General features: G+C 64.6%; 17 protein-coding genes. All 17 read left to right on the plus strand.

What is annotated here, in order from left to right; translation table 11 throughout:
* The first annotated feature begins 14 nt into the window (after window positions 1–14).
* The 17 genes from ACOZ4H_RS14685 (at window position 15) to ACOZ4H_RS14765 (ending at window position 16,155) form a co-directional block, all read left to right on the plus strand.
* Window positions 15–1,124, plus strand: coding sequence for a DUF4129 domain-containing protein (locus tag ACOZ4H_RS14685; protein ID WP_424329979.1), 1,110 nt, complete (start codon window positions 15–17; stop codon window positions 1,122–1,124).
* Window positions 1,124–1,867, plus strand: a complete 744-nt coding sequence (locus ACOZ4H_RS14690; RefSeq protein ID WP_424329980.1) for a DUF7269 family protein — start codon at window positions 1,124–1,126, stop codon at window positions 1,865–1,867. The genes ACOZ4H_RS14685 and ACOZ4H_RS14690 overlap by 1 nt, the downstream gene beginning before the upstream one ends.
* Window positions 1,864–3,189, plus strand: coding sequence for a DUF58 domain-containing protein (locus ACOZ4H_RS14695; protein ID WP_424329981.1), 1,326 nt, complete (start codon window positions 1,864–1,866; stop codon window positions 3,187–3,189). The genes ACOZ4H_RS14690 and ACOZ4H_RS14695 overlap by 4 nt, the downstream gene beginning before the upstream one ends.
* On the plus strand, window positions 3,186–4,748 hold the full coding sequence (locus ACOZ4H_RS14700) for a DUF7519 family protein (protein WP_424329982.1): 1,563 nt from the start codon (window positions 3,186–3,188) through the stop codon (window positions 4,746–4,748). Before ACOZ4H_RS14695 ends, ACOZ4H_RS14700 begins: the two co-directional genes overlap by 4 nt.
* Before the next feature lie 51 nt (window positions 4,749–4,799).
* Window positions 4,800–5,966 (plus strand): bifunctional phosphopantothenoylcysteine decarboxylase/phosphopantothenate--cysteine ligase CoaBC, encoded by a 1,167-nt coding sequence (gene coaBC, locus ACOZ4H_RS14705; RefSeq protein ID WP_424329983.1) that lies wholly within the window; start codon window positions 4,800–4,802, stop codon window positions 5,964–5,966.
* A 152-nt stretch (window positions 5,967–6,118) separates the two neighbouring features.
* A complete protein-coding gene (locus ACOZ4H_RS14710) occupies window positions 6,119–7,162 on the plus strand; it encodes a monovalent cation/H+ antiporter subunit E (RefSeq protein ID WP_424330374.1) in 1,044 nt (347 codons plus the stop codon).
* Window positions 7,155–7,430 carry a cation:proton antiporter gene (locus ACOZ4H_RS14715; protein WP_424329984.1) on the plus strand — a complete coding sequence of 92 codons (276 nt, stop codon included), beginning with the start codon at window positions 7,155–7,157 and terminating at the stop codon, window positions 7,428–7,430. The genes ACOZ4H_RS14710 and ACOZ4H_RS14715 overlap by 8 nt, the downstream gene beginning before the upstream one ends.
* Window positions 7,427–7,747 (plus strand): monovalent cation/H(+) antiporter subunit G, encoded by a 321-nt coding sequence (gene mnhG / locus ACOZ4H_RS14720; protein WP_424329985.1) that lies wholly within the window; start codon window positions 7,427–7,429, stop codon window positions 7,745–7,747. Before ACOZ4H_RS14715 ends, mnhG begins: the two co-directional genes overlap by 4 nt.
* On the plus strand, window positions 7,744–8,289 hold the full coding sequence (locus ACOZ4H_RS14725; protein ID WP_424329986.1) for a DUF4040 domain-containing protein: 546 nt from the start codon (window positions 7,744–7,746) through the stop codon (window positions 8,287–8,289). Before mnhG ends, ACOZ4H_RS14725 begins: the two co-directional genes overlap by 4 nt.
* Window positions 8,286–8,759 (plus strand): Na(+)/H(+) antiporter subunit B, encoded by a 474-nt coding sequence (locus ACOZ4H_RS14730; RefSeq protein WP_424329987.1) that lies wholly within the window; start codon window positions 8,286–8,288, stop codon window positions 8,757–8,759. The genes ACOZ4H_RS14725 and ACOZ4H_RS14730 overlap by 4 nt, the downstream gene beginning before the upstream one ends.
* Complete coding sequence (locus ACOZ4H_RS14735; protein WP_424329988.1) at window positions 8,759–9,115, plus strand: cation:proton antiporter subunit C; 357 nt, start codon at window positions 8,759–8,761, stop codon at window positions 9,113–9,115. Before ACOZ4H_RS14730 ends, ACOZ4H_RS14735 begins: the two co-directional genes overlap by 1 nt.
* Window positions 9,108–10,610: a monovalent cation/H+ antiporter subunit D family protein gene (locus tag ACOZ4H_RS14740; RefSeq protein WP_424329989.1), complete on the plus strand. Its 1,503-nt coding sequence runs from the start codon at window positions 9,108–9,110 to the stop codon at window positions 10,608–10,610. The genes ACOZ4H_RS14735 and ACOZ4H_RS14740 overlap by 8 nt, the downstream gene beginning before the upstream one ends.
* The gene (locus tag ACOZ4H_RS14745; protein ID WP_424329990.1) at window positions 10,607–12,304 is read left to right on the plus strand and encodes a cation:proton antiporter; all 1,698 of its coding nucleotides are present in this window, start codon (window positions 10,607–10,609) and stop codon (window positions 12,302–12,304) included. Before ACOZ4H_RS14740 ends, ACOZ4H_RS14745 begins: the two co-directional genes overlap by 4 nt.
* Window positions 12,304–14,085, plus strand: coding sequence for a Na(+)/H(+) antiporter subunit D (locus tag ACOZ4H_RS14750; protein WP_424329991.1), 1,782 nt, complete (start codon window positions 12,304–12,306; stop codon window positions 14,083–14,085). The genes ACOZ4H_RS14745 and ACOZ4H_RS14750 overlap by 1 nt, the downstream gene beginning before the upstream one ends.
* 196 nt (window positions 14,086–14,281) lie before the next feature.
* Window positions 14,282–14,749: a type IV pilin gene (locus ACOZ4H_RS14755; protein WP_424330375.1), complete on the plus strand. Its 468-nt coding sequence runs from the start codon at window positions 14,282–14,284 to the stop codon at window positions 14,747–14,749.
* Between the two features lie 114 nt (window positions 14,750–14,863).
* The gene (locus tag ACOZ4H_RS14760; protein ID WP_424329992.1) at window positions 14,864–15,445 is read left to right on the plus strand and encodes a DUF7344 domain-containing protein; all 582 of its coding nucleotides are present in this window, start codon (window positions 14,864–14,866) and stop codon (window positions 15,443–15,445) included.
* Window positions 15,446–15,711: 266 nt separating this feature from the next.
* Window positions 15,712–16,155 carry a type IV pilin gene (locus ACOZ4H_RS14765; protein WP_424329993.1) on the plus strand — a complete coding sequence of 148 codons (444 nt, stop codon included), beginning with the start codon at window positions 15,712–15,714 and terminating at the stop codon, window positions 16,153–16,155.
* Window positions 16,156–16,203: the final 48 nt, after the last annotated feature.

Here is a 16,203-nt window from a genome sequence, read left to right on the forward strand (position 1 = left end):
GAAACGGTCCCCTAGTGTCAACAAAGCTGGTACGTGCCGCCCTCGCCCTCCTCTGTGCGGTCGCTGTCCTGTTCGGCACGGCGCTGTTTCCCGGCGCGCTCGGCGTCGAATTCGAGTCGAGTGGCCCCCTCGACAGTCGAGCGAGCGAGTCGGTCACGCCCGACGGAACAGCGCCCGACGAAGTCGACAGTGGGCCGACGCCGGTAGCGACGAGCGATGGGGCAGAGACGACGCCGAGGGCGAGCGACGAGTCGGTGGCGACAGCGACGCCAACACCGACGGAGACGGCGACAGCGACGCCGGCGGCCAGCGGGGGCGAAGACAGTGGGTCCCCCATTCTGGTGAAACTGTTCGGGCTGGCGCTGATCGGTAGGTTCGGCGCCGTCGCAGTCGGTGTCATCCGGGCAGCATCGAACGCGGAGCGTGACGGGTCGACAGACGCCGGCCTTCTCCTGCACCCTATCCTCGACAAATTGGCTGGAACAGTCGTCTCGGCGGTTTCGAGCGGCGCTGTTGGACGGACTATCGGCCGGATTCCGAAGGTGACGACCGCTGTGTTGCTCTCGGGGTCGTCGGCTCTCTCGCGGGTCGGGGCCGGGATCAGCGCCGTCTCCGGCGGTATCCTGACCGGGTTGACGACGGGAATCGGGTCGGTCGGTGCGATGTCACTGCGGGGGGTTGCCGGCCTGCCGAGTGCACTCGGGTCGCTCTCGGTCGCACCGCTCAAAGCCCTCAGTGGCTTCAGTAGGACCGGCGGCTTCCTCGCCTCAGTTCGGAGTGGCGTCGACAGCCCGTCGCTGTTTGGTTCGTCGGACGCAGAGTCCAGGCAGTCAACGGCCAACGAATCAACGGCTGAGACGGATGATGGACCGGATATCGGTTCGCTGTCGGTTCGGGAGGCCTGGGCGCTGCTGGCTGACCGCGTCTCCGTCCCAGACCCGGAGACGGCGACTCCCGGGGAGTACGCTCGGCGGGCTATCGACAGCGGGCTGCCGGCCGAGCCCGTGCGCCGGCTAACCGTCCTCTTTCGGGAGGTCGAATACGGCGGGAGAGCGGCCACCAGCGACCGAACCGAATCGGCCCGTAACGCCCTCAGACAACTGTTCGGCGGGGGTGACGACTGATGAAAGACGCGGGATCACAACAGGGGGAAACTGCCAGCGCAACCATCGATGTCACTGTCGAACGCCCGGTACCGGGGGGCAGGTTCGTCCAGTACACCCTACTGGGACTCGCTGCGCTTGCCGGGGCGGTGTTCGTCGTCACCTTCCCCTCGGTGCTGCCGGACGTCAGCGGCGTGACGGCTGAGCGGCTCCGGCTCGGTGCAAGCGTCAGCGCCGCCGTTATCGGTCTTTTCGGCCTGTACACTGTCGTGCGGACACAGGACTCCGCTCTTCCGCCGGTAAAGGGGAGCCAGCCGCGTGACCCGTATCATGATACCGATGCAGACGATGAGTCGGCGGCGCTGCTCGACGAACTGCTGGAACCCGAGGCGACACAGGCGAAATCCGGCGATATGGTCGGCGACGATATCGACGAGCTACTCGCGAAGATCGACGGACGTGTCGACCCCTACAACGGCCTCGAAGCGAGCTATGCGTCGGAAGTCAGGGACAGGCTCCGCGAGGCGGCGCGACAGGTGCTGGTCGAAACGGCAGAGATGTCGACGGAGGCGGCGGCCCGGGACGTCCGCACTGGCTCGTGGACGGACAGCCGCCGGACGGCCGCCTTCCTCGGCGGCCTGGACGCGCCCGATCCGCCAATCGAGATGCAGCTACGGGACTGGGCCAGCGGCGAGGGGTTCGACCGGAAAGTCGAGGCTGCGGCGGCCGAGATACGCCGGCTCCAGCGGGGTGAGCGTGCGTGAGTACGCGCGAGACCACACAGCGAAACGTCGGCGTCTCGGCCGCGCTGGTGGCCGGCGGGGCCGGCATCGTCACCGGGAACCCGGCGGTGTTCATGGTCGCGGCGGTGGCGCTGGTGTACGCGGCCTATCAGGCGGCCATCGGTGACCCCGAGCCGACGCTCACGGTCGAGCGCCACGTCGAACCGGCCGACCCGCTCCCCGGCACGGAGGTAACAGTGACGCTGACGCTCACGAACGACGGAGACGCGACCCTGCCCGACGTTCGCGTCCTCGACGGTGTGCCGGAGCGGCTGGAAGTCGTGGACGGCTCCCCGCGCTTTGGCACCCACCTCGAAGCCGGAGCGTCGGATTCGGTCACCTACACCGTCGAAGCCCGACGCGGCGACCACGCGTTTACCGACGTGGCGGTCGTCTGCCGGAACCTGACCGGGACCGTCGAGTTCGCCGAGCAGGTCACCGTCGAGACGACGCTCTCGTGCAGTGCCAGTGTGGACACCGTCCCGCTTTCGGGCCAGACACTCTCCCAGTCCGGGCGCGTACCGACGGACGCCGGCGGGAACGGGCTCGCCTTCTACGCCATCCGCGAGCACCAGTCCTCGGACCCGATGAGCCGCGTCGACTGGAACCGCCTCGCGAAGACGAATGAGCTAGCGACAGTCGAGTTCAAGGAGACGCGAGCGGCCACCGTCATCATGCTCGTGGATTCCCGACATCCCGTTGCGGGCGAAGCGGGCACACCCACGGCTGTCCAGTTCTGTGCCTACTCGGCCCAGCAGGTCGGTTCGGCGTTGCTGGACATGGACAACCGCGTGGGGGCCGCCGTCTACGACAGTTGCGAGACGCTCCAGCCGTCGGCCAACCGGGCACAGGAACAGCGATTGGAGGGGTTTCTGGAAGCGGTCGTGGGCGGGTCGGCCGACGGGTCGCCGGACGACCGCGGTTCGTGGCTGTTCGGCACTAACACCCGTACCCGCCGGATACAGTCACCGGCCGAGATGGCAGACCGGTACGGCATCGCCGACGGCGGCGATGCCGTAGCAACGCTCGACCGGTCGATACCGGGCGAGTCACAGGTCGTGTTCTGTACGCCCCTGCTCGACGACCGGGCGGCCGATGCGGCAAAACGGCTCGCCGCGTACGGGCACGCGATCACGGTCGTCAGCCCGGACGTGACGACCGGGAATAGCCCGGGCAGCACCGTCGAACGAATCGACCGAACGGCCCGCCTCGACAACCTTCGAGGGACAGTTAGAGTCGTCGACTGGACGCCCGCGGAGCCGCTCGCTAAAGCCCTCATTCGCGCAACGGAGCGGTGGGCATGACAGAACTCGACAGTCGACCGGCGGCATCGAGCGCGGCGCTGGCCGGGACGGTCGCGGTCCTCGTCTCGCTCGTCCTTGCCGTCGCTGTCGCGGACCCGATACTAGTCCTGACCGGCTTCGGCGGCGGGCTCTGTATCGCAGCCGGGACCTGGGCGCTCCGTAGCGATACCCACGACCGCATCGCCGGCGGTAGCGTCGCCGTCGTCATCGGCGCGGGCGTGTTCTGTGGAACCGCGCTGCTGGCGACTGACTACTGGTCGCTCGTCGTGGCGCTCGGGTTCCCGCTGGCTGCGACGTTCGTGGTCATCGACGCGAGTAGCGGGCTGGTACCGCCGACTGACGAGACGGACGAGCTCTCGGCAATGCTCGACGAGAGTTTCGTGGTACTGGTGGTCGGCATCTGCGTCACAATCGTCTGTGCCGTCGCCGCTGCCGTCAGGCTGCCCTGGGTGCTCGTTCGCGTCGGCGGGGGCTTCTCGGTCCATCCGCTCGTGGGCTTCGTGACGCTACAGGCCGGAGTCCTCCTCGCCCTGTTGTTGCTGGACAAAACCACGAAGACGCTGGAGTCGTGGATTCCGGCACCCACAGCGACGACCGAGCGGGCGCTCGGGCGGCTGGACTTGCTGGGGACGAGCTGGTGGGACATCGACCCCTACGTCAAAGCCGCCGTGGGCCTGCAGTTGCTCGTGGCGTTTGTCCCGACGGCACAGCGGCTGTTCGACCGTTTCCTCGACAGCCTCCCGGTGCTCGGCCCGGCCTTTCGGGTTGCCCTTAGCGGCCCGCTCCATCTCCCCCTTGCGGCCGGACTCCTTGCGTTACTGAGTATCCTCGCCATCGAACAACTCCGGCAGTGGCTGCTCCAGTGGCTGGGGGACGACCCCGGACGGTCACTGGCACGGCAGGCCGGCAGTATCGTGGCCCCTATCGTACTGTTGCTTGGCGCGCTGGTCCTTACAGCCGCTGGCGTGACCCGGCGAGTAGCGCCTACGTACGCTGGAGGCGGTCACTACGGCTCGGCGACCGTGCTCCTCCTCGGCGTCCTGATTTCGGTCGTCGCCCTTCGCGGACTCATCACGGTGCTGACCGAACTAGTCGGTGCGGAGTTCCTGTCCCGGCGTGTGGCGGGATTCGCGGCCGGAAGCGGGCTCCTGTTTGTCATGACGCTGCTCGGCGCGGAGCGCGGACTCGCACCGATACTCGTCCTCGTCGGAAGCGCGGCGGCACTGCTGGTCTGGGACGCCGGCGCGCACGCCAGCAGTATCGGCCACCAGTTGGGCCGGGACGCCGAAACGACGGACAGCGAGTTCGTCCACGTTACCGGAACTGCGGCCGTCCTCGCCGGAGCTATCCTGCTCGTGATGCTCGTCAGGTACGTGCTCATCCCGATCGCGGTTCCGACCACGTCGACCGGGCTCTCGTTCAGTTCAGTGGTCGCGCTTGGACTGGTCCTGCTGGCGATAGCCGCCTTCACCCTCGCACTGAACGCACACGACGGGGGACCACACACAAGCAGTGACAGGAGCGGCAAGCGGAGCGACCCTGCCAATGACGGCGACTAACCCCCGCCGGAGAGACAGGGGCTTTTACCCCCGCACCGCGAACCGGCAGGTATGCTGACCGGAGTCAACGTCGTCCTGGGGGTGTCAGGGTCTATCGCGGCCGTCAAGACGGTGGAGCTCGCACACGAACTCCGACGACAGGGGGCGTCCGTTCGGGCCGTGATGACCGACAGCGCGACGGGCATCATCCACCCGTGGGCACTTGAGTTCGCGACAGACAACGAGGTGGTCACCGAAATCACGGGCAGTGTCGAACACGTCGACCTCTGCGGACGGTCGGGCTGGGGAGACGTGCTCCTGCTCGCGCCGGCGACGGCAAACACCGTCGGGAAGGTTGCCGGAGCCATCGACGACACGCCCGTGACGACGTGTGCGACGACCGCCCTCGGTGCCGACGTGCCGGTCGTCGTCGCGCCGGCGATGCACGAACCGATGTACGACCACCCCGGCGTGCTGGACGCCATCGACCGCGTCGAGTCCTGGGGCGTCGAGTTCGTGGACCCGCGAATCGAAGAGGGAAAGGCCAAGATCGCGACCGAGGAGGCCATCGTCGCGGCGACCGCACGGGCCGCGGGCGACCGGCCGCTGGCCGACGAGCACGTCGTCGTGACCGCGGGCGCGACCACGGAATCAGTCGACCCCGTGCGGACGCTCTCGAACCGCTCCTCGGGGCGGACCGGACGGGCAGTCGCGCGGGCGTGCTACGTCCGCGGGGCCGACGTGACGCTGGTCCACGACGGGCCAGACGTGCCGTACGCCACCGTCGAGCCGGTCGAATCCGCCGCAGAGATGACCGACGCTGTCCGTCGGATCGCGGGTTCGGCCGACGCGCTGGTCTCGGCGGCCGCCATCTCCGACTACACCGTTGAACAAGCACCCGAAAAGATCAAGAGCGGGCAGGAGGGGCTGACCCTGAGGCTCGAACCGACGCCGAAGCTCATTGACACCGTCCGGTCGGACCATCCGGACCTCCCCATCGTCGGCTTCAAGGTCGAAACCGAGGGCGACGACGAGACGCTGATCGAGCGCGCCCGCGAGATCCGCGAACGGGCCGAACTGGCGTTCGTGGTCGCTAACGACGCGAGCGTGATGGGTGCCGACGAGACGCGCGCCCTGCTCGTCGGCGCAGACTCCGCCACGGAGTACGCCGGGGACAAGCAGGGACTCGGCGCTCGTGTCGCCGACAAACTCGGTGACCATCTGTCCAGTCGTGACTGAGCGGGTATCTGATTACGAAATAGTTTTGCGTGTTCCGTTGTTCCGGTCCGATAACGACAGTACTGCCCGACGAACCGCCTATTTGGAGTTTCTAAACAGAGACTGTGACTGTACCACCACCCCGTCGCCTGCTCGTGCCAGTAGCCGATTCAGTGACGGTCCGGAACACCGTCGCCTACGCCGTTGAACAGGCCGAATCGGCGGCCAGAGAGGAGCAGCAACAGGTGTCGCTGCACCTCGTCGCCGTCGCAAGCACTCGCGCCGTCGACCCGGACGCCCAGTCTGAACTCGGCCAGGCGAAGGACCTGCTCGACCGCATCGAGGTCTGGCTCGACGAAGATCTGGGTGCTGACCCGCCGTCGAACCTCGACGTGGAGTTGGGCGTCATCGGTGCCGACCGCTACCTGTTCAGTCCCGGCGATTATGCCGACGTGATACTGGCCTACGCCGACGAACACAGTATCGATCGTGTCGTCCTCGATCCGGAGTTCAACCCGGGTGGCACGGCACCGATGCTCCGGCCGCTCGAAGTCGAACTCGTCCGGGGCGATATCGAAGTCGAAACCGCACCCGTCGAACGGCCGGCACGGTCGACCGCGCTCGCTCGCGCCGCGACGCTCCCGAAGTATCTCACCATTTTCGGGGCGTCATACCTGTTTTATCTGCTGTTGAGTTCATACAAGCCGCTGGATTTCCTCACCGGCGCGATAACCGCGACCATCGTCACTGCATTGCTTGCACCCATCGCGTTCAGTCGCCAGCCGTCGCTGACACGGGTTCCGGGACAGCTCGCCCGGATGGCGATTTACGTCCCGTACCTCCTCAAGGAGATCGCCGTCGCGAACCTCGAAATCGCCTACGTCGTCTTGCACCCGTCGCTGCCGATCGACCCGGAGATGGTCGAACTGGAGGCGGCCATCTGGGGTGACGGGCCAGTGACGACTCTCGCAAACAGTATTACGCTGACGCCCGGGACGCTCACTGTTAGCGTCTCCGAGCAAGCGTTCGACATCCACTCGCTCACCGGTAGTGCGCGCGAGGATCTGTTCGACGGCGGGCTCGAACGGGCCGTCCGGTTCGTCTTCTACGGCCGGGAGGCGGCAGCGATCCCCTCGCCGCGCGAGCGCGGGCAGGGGGACGACGACGGCACACTCGAGAGCGATATCGGCGACCCGGAGGTGGCCGACGATGATTGAGTTCGAGGCGGCGCTACTGGCAATCGCCAGCGCGTTCGTCCTGTTCGCTATCGTGGCGCTGTACCGCGTGTTCGCGGGACCGACGGACCACGATAGGGTCATCGCGGTCAACGTGATGGGGACGAACACCGTCATCGCTATCGCGCTCGTCTCCGGCGCGCTCGATAAGCCGCTGTTCCTGGACATCGCGCTCGTGTACGCCCTGCTGAACTTCCTGCTATCGATAGCGTTCTCGAAGTTCAACGTCGAACACGGGGGTGTGCTATGACGCCGCTGGAGTGGGGTATCGTCGCGCTCGCACTGACCGGTGCGTTCTTCGCTGGCGTCGCCTCGATCGGCATCGTCAGGCTTCCCGACGTGTACACTCGAACACACGCGGCATCGAAAAGCGATACGCTGGGGGCCGTCCTTGCTATCGGGGCGGCCGCATTCGCGATTCAGACAGACCTTGCGACGATCAAGGCTGTCTTCCTGCTGTTGTTTATGTTCTTGACGAACCCGACCGCCGCCCACGCCATCGCTCGGGCGGCACAGGACCAGGGTATCGAGCCGTGGACTGCCGGCGATGAGGAGGGCGAGTCATGACGCTCTCGGTCATCGAGGGAGTGTTGCTGGTGTTCGTGCTGTGCTGTGCTATCGGCGCGGCAGTGCTCCGTGACGTGCTGGCGTCGCTGATGGCGTTTGCCGCCTACAGCCTCGGCATCTCCATTATCTGGGTGATGTTGGAAGCCCCTGACGTGGGCCTGACCGAAGCGGCTGTCGGGGCCGGCATCATGACGATCCTGTTCATCCTGGCGCTGGCAAACACCGTTCGGCCACAGGAGAACGGACTGTTCGAGTCGATCAGCGTCCGGACCGTTGTCCTGGTCGGCGCGTTCGTCGTCGTCATGACCGCGACGGTCCCGTCGCTGCCGGCCGTCGGAGCGGAGGGCGCGGCAAACCCCGTCGTCAGCGGCGAGGTAACGCAGTACTACATCGAGAACGCGTACGCGGACACGGAGGTCCACAACGCGGTAACGGCCGTACTCGCAGCCTACCGCGGGTTCGACACGCTGGGTGAGGCGGTCGTGGTCTTCTCGGCCGGCATCGCGGCGCTGACCGTTCTCAGGCAGGAGGTGTTCGCATGAGTAGCGACGAGCGAACCGGGCTCTACGTCGAGAGCACGATCATCATGACGACAGTCCGCGTCGTGTCACCGTTCGTCCTCACCTTCGCCCTGTTCGTGATGTTCCACGGGGCGAACTCCCCCGGGGGCGGCTTCCAGGGCGGGGTCATCGCCGGGTCGGTCGTGATGATGCTCGCCTTCGCCTACGGCATCGACGCGGCCCGGGAGTGGCTCGACGTCCGCGTCGTCGCCGCCCTCGCCTCCGGCGGCGTGCTCACGTTCGCGGCAATCGGCCTGGGAACGATTCTCCTGGGCGGGAACTTCCTCGAGTATCACCTGTACGAACAGTTCATCTCACACGCGACTGCCTACGGCATCGAACTCGTCGAACTGGGCATCGGTGGCATCGTCGCTAGCGTCGCCATCGGCCTCTTTTTCCTGCTCGCGTCCGGGTTCGGCCACGCCGTCGACGCACCGGAGGATGAGAGCTAATGCTGGAACTGCTGAACTCACACTACAATTACTTCGCGGTGATGCTCCTGCTGGGTATCGGCCTATACATGCTCATCGAGTCCCAGAACCTCGTGAAGAAGGTCATCGGAATGAACATTTTCCAGACGGGCATCTTCCTGTTTTTCATCACGCTCGCGTTCCGGGCCGGCGGGAACCCGCCGATAATCGAGGAGGGCGGTGGCCCCTATGTCAGCCCGCTTCCGCACGTCCTCATCCTGACCGCTATCGTCGTCGGGGTGAGTCTGACCGCCGTGGCGCTGGCGCTCATCATTCGCATCTACACGGAGTACGGGACGCTGGACGAAGATAAACTCAAACAGCTCTACTATGATTGAACAACTCCCTGTGTTGCTGGTGGTCCTGCCGATTATCGGCGGCGCGGTGCCGCTGGTCGCCAGCCTCGTGAGCGACCGGGCCGGGTGGCCCGTCGCGACGCTGACGCTCATCGGCCAGGGCGGCCTGGCCGGCCTGCTGGCGTGGACCGTCAGTACGAGCGGGACCGTTTCCTACGCGGTCGGTGGTTTCGCCGCCCCGTACGGCATCGAACTCGTCGTTGATGGGCTCTCCGGGGCCGTCGCTCTGCTTGTGGCCGTCGTGTCCCTGGGTGTGCTCGCGTACGCCCGGCAGGCCGGCCCGCACTCGAACGCCTTCTATGGCCTGTACCTGCTGCTAGTCGCCGGCCTGACGGGTATGACAGTCACCGGCGACGTGTTCAATCTCTACGTGTTCCTCGAGATCACGGGGCTTGCGGCGTACGGCCTCGTGGCGAGTGGCCGGGACGCAAGCGCCGCCGTCGCGGCGCTGAAATACCTCATCATCGGGACCGTCGGGGCCTCGCTGTACCTGCTCGGCGTCGGCTACCTGCTCGCGGCGACGGGGACGCTCAACATGGCCGACCTGGCGACCAAGCTCGGGGAGATGGCGGCCTACGACTCGACGCTCGTCCTGACCGCGTTCGGGCTGATGGTCGGCGGGCTGACGGTGAAGGTCGCCCTGTTCCCCCTGCACACCTGGCAGCCCGACGCTTACGCGAACGCCCCGGACACCGTGAGCGCGTTCATCTCGGCGCTCGTCTCGACGGTTTCGGCGTACGCGCTCGCTCGCCTGCTGTTTTCGGTGTTCACCGTCGAGTTCCTGACGGCCGTGCCCGTCGCTCGCTGGGCACTGGTCGGCCTGGCCTGCGTGAGCATCATCGCGGGGAGCGCACTCGCCGTCTCGCAGGACAGCGTCCAGCGGATGCTTGCCTACTCCTCGGTGTCGCAGTTCGGCCTCGTCGTCGCCGGATTCGCCATCGCGACCCCGCTGGCCGTCGTCGGCGCGACCGTCCACCTGCTCGGCCACGCAGTGATGAAAGGCGGGCTGTTCGCCGCGACGGGGGTCATCGAGCGCAAGACGGGTGCGACGACCGTGAACGGCTACGCCGGGATGGGGAGCCGGGTCCCGCTCTCGGCGTTTTGCTTCGCCGTGCTCTCGCTGGCGATGGTCGGGGTTCCGCCGGCGGTCGGTTTCGTCGGTAAGTGGTACATCGTCCTCGGCGCGGTCAACGCCGGGAACTGGCCCGTCGTGGCCGTGTTGCTCGCGAGTACCCTGCTGACGCTCGCGTACTTCGCCCGCCTCGTCGAGCGGCTCTACTTCGCCGAGGCGACGATCCACTCGGAGGAAGGGCTGTCTGAGGAAGCTCCCGTGACGGACGGGAGCGGACAGGCGGTCTCGTTCGGGATGATCGCCGTCGTCGTCATCGCAGCCGCGCTCGCGGTCGCGCTGACCGCAGCCGTACCGGCGTTCGAACAGGTGCTTCGAGAGACGCTTCCACAACTTCTGACCCAATGACTGACATCTCATCGCTTCGACCGCTGTTGGCAATCCTCGTCTCCGCGGTGGCCATCCCCGTGATTCTCTCGCTCAAACGTCGTCCGAACGTGCGAGAGGGGGTGACCATCACGGTGGCAGTCGCGAAGTTCGCTATCGTCGCGAGCATGGTCCCCGGCGTCCTGTCGGGGACGCGGTACGTCTTCTCGTTCGGCCAGCTGGCCACCGGGATCGAACTGGCGTTCCGCGTCGACCCGCTCGGGTTGCTGTTTGGCCTGCTTGCGAGCCTGCTGTGGATCGTCACGAGCTTCTACAGCATCGGCTACATGCGCGGGCTGGACGAACACGCCCAGACGCGGTACTTCGCCTCCTTCGCCGCCAGCCTCGCGTCGGCTGTCGGCGTCGCGTTCGCGTCGAACCTGCTGACGCTGTTCGTCTGTTACGAACTGCTGACGGTGTCGACGTACCCGCTCGTCACCCACGACGAGACAGACGAGGCCCGCGCCGCCGGGCGGAAGTACCTCGCGTACACCTTCGGCGGCGGTGTCGCCGTGCTGGGCGGGACCGTCCTCGTGTTCGTCCTCGCCGGGACGACTGCGTTCACACCGGGTGGCCTCGAAGGCCTCGCGACGGCCGACCCGACGCTCGCGCGGGCGGCCTTCGCCCTGCTGGCGGCCGGTTTCGGCGTCAAGGCCGCACTGATGCCGATGCACTCCTGGCTCCCGGACGCGATGGTCGCGCCGACGCCGGTGTCGGGCCTGCTCCACGCCGTCGCAGTCGTCAAGAGCGGCGTGTTCGGCATCGCCCGCGTGGTGCTTGACGTGTACGGGACCGGAACGATGGAGCAACTCGGCGTCGGCCTCCCGCTGGCCGCGATTGCGGCCTTCACCCTCCTGACCGCGAGTATCATCGCGCTCAGACAGGACAACCTCAAGCGGCGGCTGGCGTACTCGACGATAAGCCAACTGTCCTATATTGTGCTGGGACTGGGCCTACTCCACGGACAGGCCCTGACCGGCGGCCTGCTCCACATCCCCGCACACGCGTTCATGAAGCTCACCCTGTTCTTCTGTGCCGGCGCGATCCACGTCGAGACCCACACTGACGACATCAGCGACATGGCCGGCATCGGGAAACGGATGCCGCTGACGATGGCCGCCTTCGCCGTCGCTGCGGCCGGAATGGCCGGGATTCCGCTGGTCGCTGGCTTCGTCAGCAAGTGGTATCTCGTCATCGGCGCGCTGAGTCTCGATGGCGGGCTCGTATTCGCCGCCGCGCTGCTTGTCTCCGGCGTGCTCAACATCGCGTACTTCTGGCCCATCGTCTACCAGGCGTACTTCGAATCACCGGACGGGCACGACGAAAAGCCCCTCTTGGAAGGGCCACTCGGGGGGCGAGACGAGGTTCGGGCCGACGGCGGTGACGGCCACGAATCGGACGATGCCGACGACCACTCCGATGAGGGCGGCGTTCCAAAGCCCGAGCACGTCGACCACCTTAGCAAACACCACGAGAATCACGAACACCACGGCGGCCCACCCGCAGGCGGCTGGGACGACCGCGGCTGGCGCGGCGGCGAGAGCACGTGGTTCATGCTCGGACCGATTCTCACCGCGGCCACGCTGTCGCTCCTGCTGGGGACGGTCCCGTACACCGCTGTCTTCCTGCGAATCGTCGACACCATCGTCAGTAATCTCCCGGGGGTGATGGCCTGATGTCGACGCTGACGATGGTTCCACCGGTGGTCATACTGCTCGCGCTGGCAATCGTCGTGTCCCGGCTCCCGCGGCGTGCCGGACACGCGGTCGGTGCGCTCGTGCCCGCACTGGCGGTGCCGTGGGCACTTGTAGTCCCAGAGGGCGCACACCTCCAGACCCAGTTCCTCGGATTCGACGCCGTGCTACTGAACGTCGACCCGTTCTCCCGGTTGATGGGCATCATCTTCGGGCTCATCGCCGCGGTCGCCGTCCTCTACTCCTACGCCAGCGAGGCCGACACGACACAGACCGGCTATGCCCTCTCGTACGTGGCGACCAGCTTCGGGGCTGTGTTCGCCGGCGACTGGCTGACGCTCATCTTCTTCTGGGAGCTGATGGCCGTCACCAGCACGCTGCTGGTGTGGCACTACGGCGGCAAGGCGGTCCGGGCCGGCTTCCGGTACGCCCTGCTGCACGGGCTGGGCGGCACGCTGTTGATGGCCGCTATCCTCCGCCATTACGTTGAAGTGGAAACCTTCCTGTTCGCGTCAGTGCCGGGTGGCCCGGAGACGGCCGGTATTTCGTCCGGGCTAGCCGCCGCCCTAGCCGCCGTCGGTATCGGGGTCAACGTCGGCTTCATTGGCCTGCACGCGTGGCTGCCCGACACCTATCCGCGCCCGCACATCGCCGCCAGCGTCTTCCTCTGCGTGTTCACGACCAAGACCGGCGTCTACGGGATGTACCGGGCGTTCCCCAACGGCCACGAAGCCATCGCGTACATGGGCGGCGGGATGGCTATCTTCGGCGCGCTGTTCGCGCTGTTCCAGAACGATATGCGGCGGCTCCTCTCCTATCACATCCAGTCCCAGGTCGGGTACATGGTCGCCGGCGTCGGCATCGGGACCTCGCTCGCACAGGCCGGCGCGTTCGCACACGTGTTCAACCACATCCTCTACAAGGGCCTGCTGTTCATGACCGCCGGCGTCGTCGTCTACCGAACCGGCGAGGAGAGCCTGAAGAAACTCGGCGGCCTGGCCCGCGAGATGCCGATCACTGCGATTGCCTTCACCGTCGCCGCTCTCTCCATCGCCGGCTTCCCGGGATTCAACGGATTCGTGAGCAAGGGGATCATCATCTCCGGGAGCCATTACGAATTCGTCGAGGGACCGCTGTACTTCCGCCACCGAACGACGCTTGAGTGGATGCTACTCATCGGTGGCGTCGGCACGTTCATGTCGTTCATCAAGTTCGGCTACTACGCGTTCTTCCACGGCACGTACGACGGCAGCGTCCCGGACGCGAACCGTGGCCAGACCGTCGCAATGGTGTCCGTGGCAGCCCTGTGTGTCTTTTATGGGCTGTCGGACGCGTCGCTGTTCGCGCTCCTCCCCTTCGATGTGACGAGCGACGCCGCTGTTGGCCACGTGTACAAGACGTACACCACCGACCACATCATCGAGGGGGTCGCCCTCGCCGTCGCCGGACTGGTCGGCTTCGCGGTGACAAAGAAGCCCCTCTCGAAACTCGGCCGCGTCCCTGACATCGATTCGCTGTACAACCCTACCATCTTCTATGGCTCCCGCGGGCTCGTCGTCGGTGTGACCGAACTGTACGCCGCCGTAGACCGCGCAGTGGTTCAGGCCACGGCCGTCGTCACGCGGACGGTAACGGCACCGAACGATGTGATTGCACGGCGTCGTGACGATGACAGCCTCGTACACCCGATGCGAGCCGGCATCGGGCTCAGCATCCTCATCCTCGCGGTCTTCGTTACGGTAGCACTGCTGGCTCTTTCATGACGTTCTAAAAAACATTTTCTGTGATAATTGCGGGTTCAATCGGATAGATTTGGGTTCAAACACCCTCAAAATAGTTGTTAGTAGATGAGGTGATTACAGTCTCTGATAATACAGGTGCAGACTTATATATCTCCATAGCCACGATTCGGTAAGCACGGCATAACAGGGCGACCTGTTGATGCGTGCGGACATAACCATGGAATTCAAACGATTCTTCAACGACGACGACGCTGTGTCGCCGGTCATCGGGGTCATCCTGATGGTCGCAATCACGGTCATCCTCGCGGCCGTTATCGCGACGTTCGTCCTCGGCCTGGGCGATCAGGTCAGCAACACGGCTCCGCAGGCTAGCTTCAGTACGGATTACGATAGCAGCGCAGGATCAACTGGACAGGTGACGGTCACCCATGATGGTGGCGACTCGATTAAGGCAAGTAATCTCTACTTCAGAGGGTCTGATCTTAATCTCGGTGATGGAGATATCGACGCATCAGATCCAGTGTGGCCGGATTCTGAAGCCACTGGAAGCAACAGTAAGGTTGTCGCTGGCAACTCAGTGGATGTCGGAGTTGACGGGGGCACGTTTAAATTAAACGTTGTCTTCCAGTCGGCCAATGGTGACACCTCCGCAACGCTCGCAACCGCATCCGGACCAGACGCGTAAAATCGCATACAGCTTGTTTTTTCCGGCTCCAAAACCCGCGATTTTATAACTGATGAACACCCTGATTTTCTCTATATTCCCCGCTGTGGGTGGTGGGAACTTGGAGGCTATTACATGAGTAAGCAGATAGAACAGTCGGACTCCGCTGATTCGGATGACGACCTTTCAAAAGGCGAGATATTCGACGTTCTTCAGAACAAGCGGCGTCGGTACACGCTCCAGTATCTACGGGAACATGACGGGCCGGTACAGCTCGGGGACCTCGCGTCACACGTCGCTGCACAGGAGTACGATTGTCCGAATACAGAAGTTACGAGCGCGCAGCGAAAGCGCGTCTACACCACGTTACAGCAGTCCCATCTCCCGCGGATGCACGAGACGGGTATCGTCAACTACGACGACGAAAGCGGGACGATCTCTCGAACCGCACATACCGAAGAGCTCACCGTGTATCTCGAAATCGTGCCGGGAAGCGAGTTCCCATGGCGCGAGTACTACCTCTCGCTTGGTGCTGTCAGTCTGGCAATCGTAACGATCCTCTGGGTCGGTGTCTATCCATTCACGGTAATTCCGACGCTAGTCTGGACAACGCTGATTGCTGTTGTGCTCTGCGTTTCCGCGGGCTATCATACCTACGCCGGTCGTGAGATGACACTAACAGAGTATGTGGCTCAGGAAGCGGAGTCCGAGGACTGAGGAACGCCTGCTCTTTTCACCCGCTACGTTGTTTTGGTCTGTTCCGTTTACTACCGAATCATCCAAACACTCTATATCGAAATCCGGCAGTACAGCCAGCCTTGAAGGGTTTCAATCCAGCGTTGAACGGCTAAAACGTGTTATGAGTATAAGTGGGCACATCACATGTGGTTGAGTCAGCACACCCCCGCGAGCTGGTAAGGACATCCTTCGCTGTATAGGGTGTTACTACTCGGGTCACGCTCGCGGTGTGCGCCGAACAAATCATGGATATCAAACAACTCATCCACGACGACGACGCTGTGTCGCCGGTCATCGGGGTCATCCTGATGGTCGCAATTACGGTCATTCTGGCCGCAGTAATCGCATCCTTTGTGCTTGGTCTCGGCGACCAGGCACAGCAGGCAACGCCACAGGCTAGCTTCTCGTGGGAATACGATGCCTCCGCAAGTAGTGAGAACCTAACCGTTACTCACGATGGAGGTGACTCAATTGAGGCACAGGAGCTGTACGTGCGTGGGGATTTTGACCACTCCACTTCGGGGGCCACTTGGGGTAATTGGAGTTCAAAAGACCCTTCATCCGAAGTTACGGCCGGCAATACTGCTAAGATGTTTGTCGGCTCCTCGTATGACCTTCGAGTAGTCTACGAACCCGTTGAAGGCGACACCTCTGCAACTCTCGCACAAGACACCGGTCCGGACGCGTAATTCGATCATCAATTTTGTATTTAATTTTTAATTGACGAGCGGTGGCAC

The organism is Haloarcula amylolytica (assembly GCF_049705545.1).
In the GTDB taxonomy this organism is placed as follows: Archaea; Halobacteriota; Halobacteria; order Halobacteriales; family Haloarculaceae; genus Haloarcula; species Haloarcula amylolytica_B.